This is a genomic window from Paraburkholderia sediminicola (assembly GCF_046026855.1).
GTDB classification, from domain to species: domain Bacteria; phylum Pseudomonadota; class Gammaproteobacteria; order Burkholderiales; family Burkholderiaceae; genus Paraburkholderia; species Paraburkholderia sediminicola_A.
In genome coordinates this window covers 117,160-132,419 of record NZ_JAQQET010000006.1, presented here as the reverse complement: position 1 = coordinate 132,419, position 15,260 = coordinate 117,160, and the positions used below count along the sequence as shown (strand labels likewise).

Here is a 15,260-nt window from a genome sequence, read left to right as displayed (position 1 = left end):
CAAAGTCCCGGCTTGGCGGCAACGGTGAAAGGCGCCAAGCCTGGAGCTGAATGGACAGCGAACGGGTTCGACTACACACCGGTGAACGATGTTCCTGGACTCAACTCATTGGCGCATCAGCGTGGCGCCGCACTATACCCGAGCTCGTACGAGAGCTTTTGCGCACATTCACGCAGCGCCGTATCGATCTCGCCGCCCCAGCGGATATCGAATGCGCCTTCATGACCGAGCGCGATCAGGCCCAGCGCCAGATCGCCGGTCGAGTCGAACACCGGCATGCAGAACGCGTGGATGGTTGGCAGCAACATGCCTTCCACACGCGCCGCTTCGTGCTGCCGTACCTCCGCTAGCACCCGCTCGACCTCATCCCGCGTGCGCGGGCCGCCCATGTGCGACGAGCGGCGCGAATCGGCCAGTTCGCGCTCCAGCATCGCGGCGGTCCTGCTCGACGGCAGATAGGCGGCAAACAGCAGGCCGGTGGCGGAACTGAGCAGCGGCATCACGTCACCGAGCTTAAGCGACGCCTTGGCCGGGTGGCTCGACTCCATCCAGTGAACCATCGTCGGACCCTGATTACCCCATACCGCGATGCCCACCGTTAGATCGAGCCGGTCGCGCAGTTCGGCAAGCGCAATGCGCGCGAGCTTCACGCCGTCGACGCGGGCAAGCCGCGCGAGACCCAATTGCAACGCGAAGCCGCCCAGTTCGTAACGGCCCGACAGCGGATCCTGTGCCACGACGCCGAGGCGCAGGAAACTCACCAGATAGCGGTGCGCTTTCGCCGGACTCATGCCCGCACGCTGCGCCAGATCGCGCAGCATCATCGCGCGCGGTTCGTGAGTCAGCACCTCAAGCAGTCTGAACCCGACTTCGATCGACTGGATGCCTGAGCGTAGCTTTTCCTCGCCGGTCTCGACGTTTTCGTCGTCTGACTCGGGCGATTCGAGCGGCTCAGCTGAGTCGGAGTCGGTACGGATCGCGCCGGAGCGGGCAATTGGAGGCATGAGCGAGGCGCATGGAGCGCGTTTTAAAGAAAGTGATAAAGGAGGCGGGTTGGACCCCACAGCCGTGCCGCCACGTTGCGCAAACTGCCGCCGGGCAACGGCACTTGGGCCGAGCCGATTCACCATCGTAGAATAGATTCCTTCTATCGTCACTAACGGTTCACTCCTCTATGAAACTTGCCACGCTGAAGGACGGCACGCGCGACGGTCAGCTGATCGTTGTGTCCCGCGACCTGCACACCGCGGCCGTCGCCGACGCGATCGCGCCCACCATGCAGCGCGTGCTCGACGACTGGGCCTTCTATGCGCCGCAACTGCAGGATCTGTATGACTCGCTCAACCAGGGCCGCGCGCGCAATACCTTCCCGTTCGACGCCAGGGAGTGCATGGCGCCGCTGCCGCGCGCGTTCCAGTGGGCCGACGGTTCGTCGTATGTGAATCATGTGGAGCTGGTGCGCCGCGCGCGTGGCGCGGAAATGCCACCGGAATTCTGGACCGATCCGCTGATGTACCAGGGCGGCAGCGACGACTTCATCGGCCCGAAAGACGATGTGCTGTGCGCATCCGAGGAATTCGGCATCGACTTCGAAGCGGAAGTCGCTGTGATCACCACCGACGTACCAATGGGCGCCAGCCCCGACCAGGCGCTGAGAAGCGTGCGTCTGGTGACGCTCGTCAACGATGTCTCGCTGCGCAATCTGATCCCCGCCGAACTTGCGAAGGGCTTTGGCTTTTTCCAGAGCAAGCCGGCCACCTCGTTCGCGCCGGTGGCGGTGACGCCCGACGAACTCGGCGAGAGCTGGCGCGAAGGGCGTGTGCACCGGCCGATGATCGTTCACTGGAATAACAAGAAGGTAGGCCAGCCGGATGCCGGCACCGACATGGTGTTCCACTTCGGCCAATTGATCTCGCACGCGGCTAAAACGCGTAACCTGCGCGCCGGCGCGATTGTCGGCTCGGGCACGGTATCGAACAAGGATGCGAAGCGCGGCTATTGCTGTATCGCTGAAAAGCGCTGCCTCGAGACTATCGAGCACGGTGCGCCGCAAACCGAGTTTATGAAGTTCGGCGATACCGTGAAGATCGAGATGTTCGACGAAGCAGGCAAGTCGATTTTCGGCGCGATCGATCAGGGCATCGCGCCGCTGGATTGAGGCACCGGTTTTGTGCGGGACGCGGCACCAAGGCTGAGTCCGTACGCGTTTCGTCGTCTGCGAAAGGGTTTCGCCCGATACCGGCACCACGACGCGCCGCTACACTGACTGGCGCGGCGCCGGCCTCGGGGTAGCGGCTGTCCGCTGATCGTGAAGCCAACGCGAAATCAACGCAAACCCGAACGCGCACCGGCACGTGAGCAGAGCACAAGCAGCACATCGGCGGTACATCAAAACGAAAAAACGACGTGAGGAGACAGCATGCCGCGATTTGAATCTTTTGAACGAGTCACCCAGCGCGCTCGCGCATCGAGCGTACGCGCAGCACCAGCGCGGCGTGGGCTCGCCCGTCTTGCCGCCGCGCTGTGTGCCGCGCTACCGGCGGTCGCCCTCGCACAGGTGAAGATTGGTCTCGTGCTGTCGCTAACCGGGCCGGCCGCGTCGCTCGGCATTCCGGCACGCGACACCGCCACGCTGCTGCCCAGGCAGATCGGGGGGCAGAGCGTCGAATATATCGTGCTCGACGACGCGTCCGACACCACGCAGGCCGTGCAGGACACCAAGAAGCTGATCTCCGAAAATCACGTCGACGCGATCATCGGCTCGTCGATCACGCCGAATTCGCTCTCGATGATCGACGTGGTTGCCGATGGCGAAACACCGATGATCTCGCTGGCCTCGTCGGCGAAAATCATCGAACCTGTGGATGCGAAACGCCACTGGGTCTTCAAGACCCCGCAGACCGACGCGATGATGGCCTCGGCGATTGCCGAGCACGCCAGTGCACACGGCGTCAAAACGATCGCGTTCATCGGCCAGGCCGACGCGCTTGGCGAAACCTTCTACACCGAAGTCGCGAAGTTCGCGCAACTGCATCACATCAACATGGTGGCGAGCGAGCGCTTCAATCGGACCGATCCGAGCGTGACCGGGCAGGTCCTGAAGATTCTCGCGACCCACCCGGATGCGGTGGTGGTCGGCGCGGCCGGCACGCCCGCCGCGCTGCCGCCGAAGACGCTCAGAGAGCGCGGCTACAAAGGGCTGATCTATCACAATCATGGGGTCGGCAATAACGACTTCCTGCGCGTGTGCGGCGCCGACTGCAACGGCACGTTCCTGCCCGCGAGCCCGGTGCTGGTCGCCGCGCAATTGCCGGCGGACCATCCGGCCAAACGTCTCGCGCTCGACTACATCGCGCGCTTCGAGGCATTGCGCGGACCGGGCAGCGTGTCGGCGTTCGGTTCGTACACGTGGGACGCCGGCATGCTGCTGAGCAACGCGATACCGATCGCGCTTAAAGCGGCCGCGCCCGGCACGCCGGAATTTCGCCGTGCGTTGCGCGACGCGCTGGAAGCGACGCGTGGTCTCGCGGACACCAACGGCGTGGTCAACATGAGCGCGACAGATCACCTCGGACTCGATCAACGGGCGCGTGTGATGGTCGAAATCAAGAATGCGAAGTGGGTTTATCAGCCGCATTGAGTTTGCGCTGACGTAGCGCCGAAGGTGCCGAACGTGCCCTTAAGGCGACGGTTTCAACAGATACACCGATAGACGGATTGCTCACCATGTCTCAGGCACCCCATAGTAACGACGCGTTTTATGCGCACTACCAGTCGCTGCAATTGCACCGCCACCCGCACGGTGTGCTCGAAGTCGTGATGAGCGGCGAGGGCGCGAACAAAAGCGGGCTTGCCACCGCTAACGCGCGGATGCACTTCGAACTCGCCGAAATCTGGCGCGATATCGATCGGGACCCCGAAACGCGTGTCGCGATCATTCGCGGCGAGGGCAAGGGCTTTTCGGCCGGCGGCGACCTGCAACTGGTGGAAGACATGGCGACTGATTTCGACGTCCGCGCACGCGTGTGGCGCGAGGCGCGGGATCTGGTCTACAACGTGATCAATTGCAGCAAACCGATTGTTTCGGCGATGCATGGCCCGGCCGTTGGCGCGGGGCTCGTGGCCGGACTGCTCGCCGATATCTCGATCGCGACGAAGTCGGCACGGATTATCGACGGTCATACGCGTCTGGGTGTCGCCGCCGGCGATCACGCGGCTATCGTCTGGCCGCTCCTGTGCGGGATGGCGAAGGCCAAGTATTACCTGCTGCTGTGCGAGCCGGTGAGCGGCGAAGAGGCCGAGCGGATCGGCCTCGTGTCGCTTGCCGTCGACGAAAACGATCTGCTGCCCAAAGCATTCGAAGTCGCGCAGAAACTAGCCAACGGCTCGCAAACGGCAATTCGTTGGACCAAGTACGCGCTGAACAACTGGCTGCGCTCGGCGGGGCCGGCGTTCGATACGTCGCTGGCACTGGAGTTCATGGGTTTCGCCGGTCCGGATGTGCGCGAAGGCGTGAACTCGCTGCGCGAGCGCCGCGCGCCGGATTTTGGCGGCGCGGACCCGTGGAGCGGGCAGCCGCAGCAGACGCCGGGCGGCGGCGCTGCGGGCGGTGAGCGCTCCTGAAACCGGAGGCGGGCGCGTATTGGGCAAAGCCCCGCCGGCCGGCCCTTGAGGTGCTGCGTGGGTGGGGTAGACAGCAGCCCAAACTAAGCGCGGTTCGCAGCGCCACGCGCGGTATGATCGAATCAGACGCGCGCGGGATGGCGCTATTTCCTTCCCCTTATGCAGCGAGGCGACAAGCATGACCGATACACCTGGCACCACGCCGCCCTTTCCCGGCTTTCCCGGTTTTCCGCCCGCTGAAATGCTCGAACGCATGTGGGGCATGATGCGCCTCTCGCCGTTCAACTCGGCGTTTTCCGGCGCACAGCCTGGCAGCAGCCTCGGGCCGTCGCTGTCGATGATGTCCGACATGATGGCGCCGCTGACCAACGTCGAAGAACTCGACAAACGCATCACCGACATGCGAGCGGTCGAGCAGTGGCTCAAGCTGAATCTGAATATGCTGCAGTCCGCCATTCAGGCGCTCGAAGTGCAGCGCGCAACGCTTGCGACGCTGCGTGCGTTCGGCGCCTTCGCGCAGTCGTCGATGGCGCAGCCGGCTTCCGGCGCTGCTGCGCCGAGCCCCGCGCCGACCGGCTGGCCGCATCCGGAGACTTCGTCGGCTTCGAGCAATGCGAGCTCATCGGCTACAGCCGAGCCGGCAACCGGCGAAGGCGGGGCCGCCGCGACGCCGCCGTTCGACGCCTCTGCCTGGTGGAATCTGCTGCAATCACAGTTCAACCAGATCGCCCAGTTTGCGACGACGCAGCCAGGTACGGCAGACGGTTCGGCCACGGGTTCGCCGGAGGGTGCGACAAGCAGCGCCTCGGCGTCGGCGGGGAAAACGGCTGACGCGCCGGACGCGAGCGCAGCGGACGCAGGGGCCGCGACCAAACGGCCAGCAGCGAAACGGGCAGCGACGTCAACTTCAACGTCCGCGAAACGCGCCGGTAGTTCGAGCGCCGCGCCGCGAGCGCCGAAAAAGTCTCTTTAGCGGCAAGAACGACACCGGGCGGCGCGATCCATGCGACGAGGGCGCAGAGCCAGACGGGCGGGCGAGGCAAACCAGGTGAATTTGCCACCTGTCATGGTTTTGACCCCGATCGTCGGCCACACTCCGCGAATCTGCTGATTTATTGAGAGTGGTCAATCAGGCGCCGGATTTGCGTCTGCCAAGGCACGGGAACCGTAAATTCAGCGTGCTATCATTGTGTAAGCTTCATTTGGCTTTTGGGCGTGCGCTGAAAACAACCAATCCGGCCGCCCTTGCTCCATTCGCCGCCGGTACCACCGGCGCAGGGCTGGACGGTGCGGATTCATCGCAGACTGGCTCGACCTCAGGCATAGGGTATCCCTCACCCACGGTTGGCCGCGTAGCGCGTAACTTCTGGTTAGCAGCGCCGCGCAATCGCCTGGACTTCTTTGCTGCCCGGTGCATCTAGGCGGCGGATTACCGCGTAAAATTGAATGCTTGGCCGATAAACGAGGCACCAAACGGTGCGTTTCGTTCGTCATAAGCAAAAGTGCTACACGTAGTAGTTACAGACACAGACAGTATGCGCAGAACAGGGGTGGGACTATGAACACCATGCTTTATCCGGAACTTTATAAATCGCTCGAATCCGTTCGATGGGACATGGAGAAAGACATTCCCTGGGACAAGTTCGATGCATCGCTATTGACCGACGAGCAGGCCGCGACGATCAAGATGAATGCGATCACCGAATGGTCGGCGTTGCCCGCCACGGAAATGTTCCTGCGTGACAACCATCACGACAGCGATTTCTCCGCATTCATGAGCGTGTGGTTCTTCGAAGAACAGAAGCATTCGCTGGTGCTGATGGAATATCTGCGGCGCTTCAAGCCGGAAATGTGCCCGACCGAAGAAGAACTGCACGCGGTGCGCTTCGAATTCGACCCGGCGCCGCCGCTCGAAACGCTGATGCTGCACTTCTGCGGCGAAATCCGTCTGAATCACTGGTATCGCCGTGCTGCCGAATGGCACACCGAGCCGGTCATCAAGGCCATCTACGAAACCATTTCGCGCGACGAAGCGCGTCATGGCGGCGCGTATCTGCGCTACATGAAGAAAGCGATGGTGCAAACCGGCGACATCGCGCGTGCTGCGTTCGCCAAGATCGGTGTCCTGATGGCATCGGCACGCCGTACGGAAAAGCCGCTGCATCCGACCAACCTGCACGTGAATCAGGCGCTGTTCCCGCGTGACACGATTCAATCGCGTCTGCCGGATCCGGAATGGCTCGAACGCTGGCTCGACGAGCAGATCCGTTTCGACGACGGCTGGGAAAAGAAAGTGGTCGAACGGATTCTGCACAACCTGTCGATACTGTTTGAGCGCACGTTCAATACGGCGCAGGAATTGAACCGCTATCGCAAGGAAGTCGTCGCGCGCTTGCAGGCCGCTCAGAAGTCGGCTGAACAGCCGGCATGATGGGTTCTGGTTCGCGTTGAGTCACTGGCTTAAATTCGTGGATCCAGGTTCGCGAGGTTGAGTCCGATCAGGCGTTAGCATCGCGAACCGGTGTAAGGTTTTTAAGAACGGCCCGGCAGGCGTGAGCTTGCTGGGCCGTTTTGCTTCATGCCGTTCGCCGTGTATCGTGGCGGCACTTCTTTTTTCTTTGCGACTCCGTTATGGCTGCCACTTTTGAACGCAAGATGTTGACGCGCGATGCACTGGTGAAGCTTCGTGCTTCGATGTCCGCGCCGGTTGTATTTACCAACGGGGTGTTCGACATCCTGCATCGCGGGCATGTGACTTATCTTGCCGATGCCAAAGCGCTCGGCGCTTGCCTGATTGTCGGCGTCAATAGCGATGCTTCAGTGCGCATGCTAGGCAAAGGGGATGACCGGCCGATCAATAACGAATCTGATCGGATGGCTTTGCTGGCGGCTCTGGAGAGCGTGGATTATGTGGTTTGCTTTGGCGAGAAAACGCCCGTGGAGCTGATCTCGGCGTTGCGGCCAGATGTACTCGTCAAAGGTGGTGACTACGACATGGATGCTTTGCCTGAATCGGCCATTGTGCGGGCCTGGGGCGGTAAGGCTTTGGCGATTCCCTTCGAGCACGACCGTTCGACCACCGCACTGCTGAAGAAGGTTCGAGCGCAAGGGTAATGTTTTTGCGTGCGCGGCACTTTCTTCTATTCATCTACGCCAAGCGGGATGCTGGCGCCTGGCGGTACCTCTAGCACCCTCCGCCGCTTTTACTGCGGCAGCGCCGATGCCGCTATCGGCGCTGCTGGCGCCGGGCCGCCTACGACCGCCTGATCAGCGGCTTCGGCGGCTGTGACGGGTTGCACCTTCAACCACTCCGCATGGAACTGGCGGTTCAGATGATTCGGCTCGCGGCCGCCGGCTGTGGGCGTCGGGCCGAATACGCCACGCATCGCAACGAATGCCAGCATGTTGGCAAGAAATAATATGGCGATCAGCCAGCGCAGCATCGTTAGTATTCCCCGTCCATAAGTTCAACCGTCGTTATCCGTATGGCACGACTCAGGCGTCGCGTTCCGTTACGCGTTCGGCAGCAATCAGCGCAAGCCCGGACAGCACCAGCGAATCGTGGCGAGTATGCGGCACTTTTAACGCACTTGTCACTTCGTCCACCGCGCCGCCGCTCACCACCAGGCGCACCGGCACCTGCCATTCGTCCTGCAAGTCACGCCACATGCGCTCGATCAGACCGGCTTGCGCCAACGTGCACCCGGCTGACAGCGAGTGCGGCGTATCGGTCGCGAAGAAGGGGCCCGGCCGTTGTCGATCAGACGTGGCGCCTGCGTCGAGCAAGCCGCGCGCCGCGTTGGCGTCGAGCGTTGGCAGTTGCGCGGTGTGCTCGCCTAGCGAGCGCATCATCAAGGTCCAGCCCGGCGCAATCAGGCCGCCGACAAAGCAGCCGTCCGCACGCAGCGCTTCAAGCGTGGTCGCCGTGCCGAACGTCGCAATGAGCAGATTCTCGCCGGGAAACGCCGCGTGCGCCCCCACCAGGCCAGCCCAACGATCGCTGCCGAGCGCATGCGGTGTCGTGTAGCTATTGGTCACACCGCATTGCTGCGCGCAGGCGCGGATCGTCGTGAGCGGCAGTTGCGGCCAGTGAGCGTCGAGCAGTGCGGCAATCCGCGCCGCGACCCGTTCACCGGCGACGTTCGATAACCATGCGCCGCCCGGCGCCGGCAAATTCGACCAGTCGGGTTGGTCAGCGCCGCCGTGCGCGAGCGCACCGGCCGCAATTTGCGTACCGTCGGGCTGCACCAGCGCCCATTTGATGCGGCTATTGCCCGCGTCGATCAGCAGATAAGGCGCGCCGCTCGTCATGCAGCACCGTCGGCCAGACGCAGCGAAACGTCACCGGTCGCGACGATCAGACGGCCCGCCGCCGTATTGAGCAGCAGTTGCCCGCGTTCGTCGACACCCGCCGCCAGGCCGCGCGCGAGCTCTTTGCCTTGCTCCAGCAGCACGACTTCACGGCCTGCGTAGGCATGCACGGCGTTCCAGCGCGCCTGGAACGGCGCGAAGCCTTCAGCGCCAAAGCGCTGCAAAGCGGGTTCGAGCGCGTTCAGTTCCGCCGCCAGTGTGTCGGTGAGGTTCGCATTCGGCAGCGTGCGTTGCAGTGCGGTCGGCACGGTGCCGCGCGCTTGCGCCGGCACGTCCGCGTTCAGCGCGCCGACCTTGGCGGCGAGCTCGTCTGCACCCTTCACATTGGTGCCGATGCCGATCACCACGGCGCTCGCGTCATCCGTGCTCCACGCGGTTTCGATCAGGATGCCGGCCAGTTTGTCGCCTTCGAGCAGAACGTCGTTGGGCCACTTCAGCGCGATCTGTCCAGGCCCTGCGACCGGCAACGAGCGCAGCCCGTCGACCAGCGCCACACCCACCGCGAGACTCAAACCCGCCAGCCCTTCGAGGGGACGCGGCAATACGCATGCCACCGAAAACAGCAGCGCATTGCCCGGCTCCGCATACCACGGACGGCCACGGCGGCCGCGGCCCGCGGTTTGCAGATACGCGACCCGCACGATCGGCCGCGGCAGCGCATTGGCTTTACGCGGCAATGCTTTTACGCGTGTCATCAGGTCGGCGTTGGTCGAGCCGGTTTCCTCGACAATCTCGATCGGCCAGTCATGCGCGTGCTGACCGAACAGCGCGACGGCGCGCTCGCGGTCGATGCGCCAGTCGGAAGCCGCAGCGGCTTGGGGTGGGGTCTTGGAAGCGTTCATGTCTCATATTGTAGCGACAGCGAACGCTGCGAGCCCGCAAGCACGGTTCATCCGGCGCGTGTTCGCTACAATGGCCCCTAATCCGATAACCAGATTGCAGCGATCCTTGAACTACGACACTCCGCCCGGCCTTGAAGTCGCGGCAGGCAGCCAAGGCAAGATCGTCCGGCTTTCGGGCCAGTGGACGGCGCTCGCGCTCGCGCGCGACAAGGCCACTGGCCACGTGATCCCGCTGTTGCGCTCGCTGGTCGGTGCTGAAGGCATCCGCCAGTGGGATCTGTCGCGTATCGACCGGATGGACCACGTTGGCGGTCAGGCATTGTGGCGCGTGTGGGGCCACAAGATGCCCCCCGACACCACGCTCACCGATACGCAACGCGACATTTTCGAGCGCATCGCGTTGCTCGACACGGTGCGTGAAAAGGCCGAGCCGGTGACAAGGTTCGATCCGTTCACACGGCTGGGCCTTGCAATCTTCTCGTTCTTCGAACACATGTACGGCGGATTCGGCATGCTCGGGCAGGTCGTGCTCGATCTCCTCGCGATCCTGCGCAAACCGAAAATCACGCCGTGGACCGAAATCTCAGCAAACATTTATAACGCCGGCACCAAGGCGTTGCCGATCACTGCGCTGGTCGCTTTCCTGATCGGTATCGTGCTGAGCTATCTGTCGGCGCAACAACTGCGGCTTTTTGGCGCGAATCAGTACATCGTCAATATTCTTGGGTTATCGGTGATTCGCGAACTGGGGCCCGTGCTTTCGGCGATTCTGGTGGCGGGCCGCTCGGGCTCGGCGATCACTGCACAGATCGGCGTGATGCGCGTCACTGAAGAACTCGACGCCATGCGCGTGATGGGTATCCCGCACGGGCTGCGGTTGATCCTGCCGCGCGTGATCGCGCTGGGCGTGGCCATGCCGCTCCTCGTAATGTGGACCAATATCATCGCGTTGACCGGCGGCGCGCTCGCCGCGAAGATCGTGCTCGGCATCGACATGAGTTATTTCGCGCGCGCATTGCCCGGCGTCGTGCCGGTCGCGAATCTGTGGATCGGTCTCGGAAAGGGCGTTGCGTTCGGCATGCTGATCGCGATCGTCGGCTGTCACTTCGGTTTCCGTATCAAGGCCAATTCGCAAAGCCTCGGCGAAGGCACGACGACCTCGGTGGTGACTTCGATCACCATCGTGATTCTCGCGGACGCGGTGTTCGCGATCCTCTTTCAGAACGTGGGGCTCGGATGATCGCGCCACTCACTCAGGCCGTACGCGGCCAACCTGTGCCCGAGATTGCCGAGCCGGTGATCGAGGTCATCGACATCACCAAGCGCTACGGTCGCAACATCGTGCATCAGCATCTGAATTTCGACGTGCGACGTGGCGAGATCGTCTCGATCGTCGGCGGGTCGGGCTCGGGCAAGACCACGCTGGTGCGGCAAATTCTCGGATTGGAGCGGCCGTCGTCGGGAACCATCAAGCTGTTTGGTGAGGACATTGCCACCATTTCGCCTGAAACCGCGCTGCTCATGCGCAGCCGCTCCGGAATGCTGTTTCAGCGCGGCGCGCTGTTCTCGTCACTTTCGGTGTTCGACAACATCGCACAGCCGTTGCGCGAACTCGGCAAGGTGCCGGAAGACCTGCTGCGCGACATCGTGATGCTTAAGCTCGAGATGGTCGGTCTGCCGTGCAAGCACGCGTCGAAGATGCCGTCGGCGCTCTCGGGCGGGATGATCAAGCGCGTGGGTATTGCGCGCGCCATCGCACTCGAGCCCGAGTTGCTATTTCTCGACGAACCGACCGCCGGCCTCGATCCGCAGGCGTCCGACGAATTCGTCGAGCTGATCTCCGCACTGCATCGCGCGCTCGGGTTGACGGTGGTGATGGTCACGCACGATCTCGACACGATGATCGCGCTGTCCACCCGCGTCGCCGTGCTGGCGGATCGCAAGGTGCTGGTCGCCGCGCCGGTCGAAGAGGCGGCGGGCGTCGATCATCCTTTTATCCGCGAATATTTCCTCGGCCTGCGCGGGCGTCGCGCGCTGCAGGCGCTGCCGCCGGAACGCCGCGCGAAATTGCCGCGCGCGGCGCTCGAATCGGCATCGTCCGAATTGCCGCTGTGAACCAGGGAACCTGACAATGGAAAACAAATCACATGCCTTCTGGGCAGGGCTCTTCACGGTGGCCCTGCTGGCTGCAATCGCAGTGGCGGCTTTTTTGTTCAACGTCGACCGTTCCGTGCGGGTGCCGTACGATCTGATTGCGCGCACCAACGTGACGGGGCTTTATACCGACGCGGCGGTGCGCTATCGCGGGCTCGACGTCGGCAAGGTGCAGTCGATCAAATTCGATCGGGATCATCCGGGTCAAATTCTGATCCGCATCCTCGTCGACACGCACGCGCCGATTACGCACTCCACGTTCGGCAGCCTGGGTTTCCAGGGCGTGACGGGTATCGCGTTCATCCAGCTGGATGACAATGGGCGCGATCCGACGCCGCTCGCCTCGTCGCCGAAAGCGGTGGCGCAATTGCCGATGCGTCCCGGCTTGCTCGATCAGTTGCAGCAGCGCGGCGACATTTTGCTGCGCAAACTCGAAAGAGTCACCGACGACGTCGACAATCTGTTGTCGCCGGCAATGGTCAACCAGTTGCAAGGCACGGCGGCGAGCATTCAGAAGGCCGCCGACGGCGTCTCCACGCTGACCCAGCAGATGGCACCGGCAGCCGGCAAGCTGCCCGCTACGATCAACGAACTGGATCGCACGCTTGCGTCGACCAATCAGTTGATCACCAGTCTGAACCGCCCGGACGGGCCGTTCGAGACCAACCTGAACAAAGTCGGGACGGCGGCTCAGCAAGCGGGTGACGCGCTGGTGTCGATGGATAGCTCGATCCAGGAGTTGTCGGCACGCGTCGGGTACGACACGCTGCCGCGTGTCAATTCGCTCGCCGAAGACGTGCGCTCCGCGGCCCGTTCGGTGGACCGCGCTGCCGACACGTTCAGCACCAATCCGCGCAGCGTGCTGTTCGGTGCGCCGAGCGCGGCGCCGGGCCCTGGCGAGGCTGGTTTCTCGTGGCCTGCCGGCCGTGCTGCTGCGCCCGCTGCTAAATGAATTGAAGGTTTGAAGAAAGGAAGATTGTCATGTCACGCTTGACTCATCGATTGCTGTCCTCGAGCGCCGCGCTTGCGATGCTGCTCGCGTTCGGCGTGCTGGCTGCGGGATGCGCAGGAAACCCCGCGGCGATTTCGGACATCCGCTACGACCTCGGGCCGCCGAATCCGGCGGCCTCGGCCGGTACGCTGCCGGCGGTGAAGGTGCTCGATGTCAGCGCGCCCGACACGCTCGAATCCGACAAACTGATTTACCGGCTCAGCTACGCCGACGCGCAGCAGACGGCGTCGTACGCGAATAGTCACTGGACCATGGCGCCGTCGCAGTTGCTGACGCAGCGGCTGCGCAGCGCGCTCAGTTCGCGCGGCACCGTGCTGACAGGCGCGGACGGCGTACGCGCTCCGGTGCTGAAGGTCGATCTGAGCGAGTTCGAACAGGTTTTCGATAGCCAGTCGGAAAGCCACGCTGCGGTCACCGCGCGCGCCACGCTGACGCAAAACGGCAAGGTGATCGGCCAGCGCACGTTCATCGCACGCGCGCCGTCCAGTTCCGCGGACGCCGCCGGCGGTGCGCAGGCGCTCGCCGCCGCCAGCGACGACCTCGTCTCGCAGATCAGCGCGTGGCTCGGCGTGCAGGCGCTGGTCGCCGCGCAATGAGCGGGCTGCAGCGCACGCAACGGAGCGCTGCATGAGCGTTAAACCCTGGCAGCGCCGTCCTTCGGCGCTCGCCCGGCAGGCACTGGCGCTATATGCGGCGCTGATCGTCTACGGTTCGTGGTATCCGTTTTCCGGCTGGCGTTCGCTCGGCCTCGCTCCGTTTGCCTACCTGTCCGATCCCATGCCGCAGTACCTGACGGCGTTCGACGTCGTCACTAACGTGCTCGGCTATATGCCGTTCGGCGCGCTGGTGGTGCTCGCTGTGTATCCGCGCTGGCGGGGCACGCTGGCTGTCGCGTTAGCGTTCCTGCTCGGTGGCTTGCTGTCAGGCGTGATGGAAGCGGTGCAAACCTATCTGCCGACGCGCGTTGCCTCGAACCTCGACCTCGCTGCCAATGCGCTCGGCGCGCTGCTCGGCGCGGCGATCATGTCGCCCGCCACCGGCGCGTTGCTTGATCGCGGTTTGCTGCGGCGTTTGCGGCTTCTCTGGTTCGAGCGCGACACTGCGGCGCTCGTGTGTCTTGTCGCCTTGTGGCCGTTCGCAACGATGTACCCGGCGCCACGCCTGTTCGGTCTCGGCAACTGGCCACGTGAGCTGTGGCTACGGTTCGATTCGACGACGCAAGACGCTTTGCTCGCATGGGCGCCGTCTGGCTGGCACGTCGGCGCCTGGCCGGCCCTGGTTGCCGCCTGGCTGCCGGATGATGCCTGGGAAGCCGTCATCACCACGCTCAATCTGTTCGCCGCACTCGCGCTGGCTTCGCTGCCGGTGCGCCGCCATGCGCCGCTCGTGCGCCTGTTGATCGTGTTTATCGTCACGACCTTGTGTGTCAAGGCGGGCGCGACGTTTCTGCAATCGCAATCCGGACTTGCGTTCGACTGGGCGACGCCCGGCGCGCTGGCGGGCCTCGTGTGCGGCACCGTCGCGGCACTGCTGGCGCTGCGGTTGCGGCGCAGGTCGCGCGCGGCGCTTGCGGCCTGTGCGCTCACGGTCGCGCTGGTATTCGTCAATCTGCTGCCGGTGAATCCGTATTTCGATGCCGTGCTGGCCGACTGGCGCCAGGGCAGGTATCTGCACTTCAACGGTCTCGCCCACTGGATCGCGTGGATCTGGCCGTATGCGGCGCTGGTGTGGCTCGCCTATCTCGTCGAACAGGTGTGGCTCAAACGGCGTGTGAAGCACGTATGACGCGAGGGCGACGCCGGCCTGCAAGCCGCCGTTTATCCGCCGCTCAGCGACCGCCAGCCCTGCTCGTTATAATCGTCCGCACAACAGGCACGCCGCAGCTTCCAGCGCCATTCCCCACTCTTACAGCCTCGTCTCCGGACATCATGGACTCCTTCTACAAGCACCACGTCTTCTTCTGTCTCAATCAACGCGATCCCGGCGCGGAGCGCCCGAGCTGCGCGAATTGCAACGCGCAGGCGATGCAGGAACACGCGAAGAAACGCGTGAAGCAACTCGGCCTTGCCGGCCCCGGCCAGGTGCGTATCAACAAGGCTGGTTGTCTGGATCGTTGCGAACTCGGCCCGACGCTGGTCGTGTATCCGGAAGGTGTCTGGTACACGTACGTCGACGAGAGCGACATCGATGAAATTGTCGATTCGCATCTCGTGAACGGCAAGATCGTCGAGCGTCTGAAAATCGATCAATAAGCCTCG

At 63.5% G+C, this 15,260-nt stretch carries 16 protein-coding genes; 12 read left to right on the top strand and 4 right to left on the bottom strand.

Features of this window, described 5'->3' with window-relative positions; genetic code table 11:
• Positions 1-116 precede the first annotated feature (116 nt).
• The gene (locus tag PQR40_RS08765) at positions 117-1,004 is read right to left on the bottom strand and encodes an IclR family transcriptional regulator (RefSeq protein ID WP_408231701.1); all 888 of its coding nucleotides are present in this window, start codon (positions 1,002-1,004) and stop codon (positions 117-119) included.
• Positions 1,005-1,174: 170 nt separating this feature from the next.
• On the opposite strand from PQR40_RS08765, the gene PQR40_RS08760 reads away from it, so the two are divergent.
• The 6 genes from PQR40_RS08760 to rfaE2 all read left to right on the top strand — a co-directional run bounded on the left by PQR40_RS08760 (position 1,175) and on the right by rfaE2 (position 7,737).
• Positions 1,175-2,158: a fumarylacetoacetate hydrolase family protein gene (locus tag PQR40_RS08760; RefSeq protein WP_408231704.1), complete on the top strand. Its 984-nt coding sequence runs from the start codon at positions 1,175-1,177 to the stop codon at positions 2,156-2,158.
• 261 nt (positions 2,159-2,419) lie between these two features.
• A complete protein-coding gene (locus tag PQR40_RS08755; protein WP_408338771.1) occupies positions 2,420-3,640 on the top strand; it encodes an ABC transporter substrate-binding protein in 1,221 nt (406 codons plus the stop codon).
• A gap of 86 nt (positions 3,641-3,726) precedes the next feature.
• A complete protein-coding gene (locus tag PQR40_RS08750) occupies positions 3,727-4,623 on the top strand; it encodes an enoyl-CoA hydratase/isomerase family protein (RefSeq protein WP_408338769.1) in 897 nt (298 codons plus the stop codon).
• A 178-nt stretch (positions 4,624-4,801) separates the two neighbouring features.
• Positions 4,802-5,596, top strand: coding sequence for a PhaM family polyhydroxyalkanoate granule multifunctional regulatory protein (locus tag PQR40_RS08745; protein ID WP_408508775.1), 795 nt, complete (start codon positions 4,802-4,804; stop codon positions 5,594-5,596).
• A gap of 585 nt (positions 5,597-6,181) precedes the next feature.
• The gene (locus PQR40_RS08740; RefSeq protein ID WP_408231716.1) at positions 6,182-7,054 is read left to right on the top strand and encodes a ferritin family protein; all 873 of its coding nucleotides are present in this window, start codon (positions 6,182-6,184) and stop codon (positions 7,052-7,054) included.
• A gap of 200 nt (positions 7,055-7,254) precedes the next feature.
• A complete protein-coding gene (gene rfaE2, locus PQR40_RS08735) occupies positions 7,255-7,737 on the top strand; it encodes a D-glycero-beta-D-manno-heptose 1-phosphate adenylyltransferase (protein WP_408231719.1) in 483 nt (160 codons plus the stop codon).
• Positions 7,738-7,826: 89 nt separating this feature from the next.
• On the opposite strand, the gene PQR40_RS08730 is transcribed toward rfaE2, so the two are convergent.
• The 3 genes from PQR40_RS08730 to PQR40_RS08720 are packed head-to-tail and all read right to left on the bottom strand — an operon-like array spanning position 7,827 to position 9,836.
• Positions 7,827-8,066 (bottom strand): hypothetical protein, encoded by a 240-nt coding sequence (locus PQR40_RS08730; protein WP_408194412.1) that lies wholly within the window; start codon positions 8,064-8,066, stop codon positions 7,827-7,829.
• A 52-nt stretch (positions 8,067-8,118) separates the two neighbouring features.
• Positions 8,119-8,934, bottom strand: a complete 816-nt coding sequence (locus PQR40_RS08725; protein WP_408508774.1) for a type III pantothenate kinase — start codon at positions 8,932-8,934, stop codon at positions 8,119-8,121.
• Positions 8,931-9,836, bottom strand: a complete 906-nt coding sequence (locus PQR40_RS08720; RefSeq protein ID WP_408508773.1) for a biotin--[acetyl-CoA-carboxylase] ligase — start codon at positions 9,834-9,836, stop codon at positions 8,931-8,933. Before PQR40_RS08720 ends, PQR40_RS08725 begins: the two co-directional genes overlap by 4 nt.
• 106 nt (positions 9,837-9,942) lie before the next feature.
• On the opposite strand from PQR40_RS08720, the gene PQR40_RS08715 reads away from it, so the two are divergent.
• The 6 genes from PQR40_RS08715 (at position 9,943) to PQR40_RS08690 (ending at position 15,254) form a co-directional block, all read left to right on the top strand.
• Positions 9,943-11,076, top strand: coding sequence for an MlaE family ABC transporter permease (locus tag PQR40_RS08715; protein WP_408231727.1), 1,134 nt, complete (start codon positions 9,943-9,945; stop codon positions 11,074-11,076).
• Positions 11,073-11,951 (top strand): ABC transporter ATP-binding protein, encoded by an 879-nt coding sequence (locus PQR40_RS08710; RefSeq protein WP_179735751.1) that lies wholly within the window; start codon positions 11,073-11,075, stop codon positions 11,949-11,951. The genes PQR40_RS08715 and PQR40_RS08710 overlap by 4 nt, the downstream gene beginning before the upstream one ends.
• 16 nt (positions 11,952-11,967) lie before the next feature.
• The gene (locus PQR40_RS08705) at positions 11,968-12,942 is read left to right on the top strand and encodes an MlaD family protein (protein WP_408231731.1); all 975 of its coding nucleotides are present in this window, start codon (positions 11,968-11,970) and stop codon (positions 12,940-12,942) included.
• Between the two features lie 29 nt (positions 12,943-12,971).
• Positions 12,972-13,598 carry an ABC-type transport auxiliary lipoprotein family protein gene (locus tag PQR40_RS08700; protein WP_408338760.1) on the top strand — a complete coding sequence of 209 codons (627 nt, stop codon included), beginning with the start codon at positions 12,972-12,974 and terminating at the stop codon, positions 13,596-13,598.
• A gap of 31 nt (positions 13,599-13,629) precedes the next feature.
• Positions 13,630-14,787 (top strand): VanZ family protein, encoded by a 1,158-nt coding sequence (locus PQR40_RS08695; protein WP_408231737.1) that lies wholly within the window; start codon positions 13,630-13,632, stop codon positions 14,785-14,787.
• Between the two features lie 143 nt (positions 14,788-14,930).
• Complete coding sequence (locus PQR40_RS08690) at positions 14,931-15,254, top strand: (2Fe-2S) ferredoxin domain-containing protein (protein ID WP_074285591.1); 324 nt, start codon at positions 14,931-14,933, stop codon at positions 15,252-15,254.
• Positions 15,255-15,260: the final 6 nt, after the last annotated feature.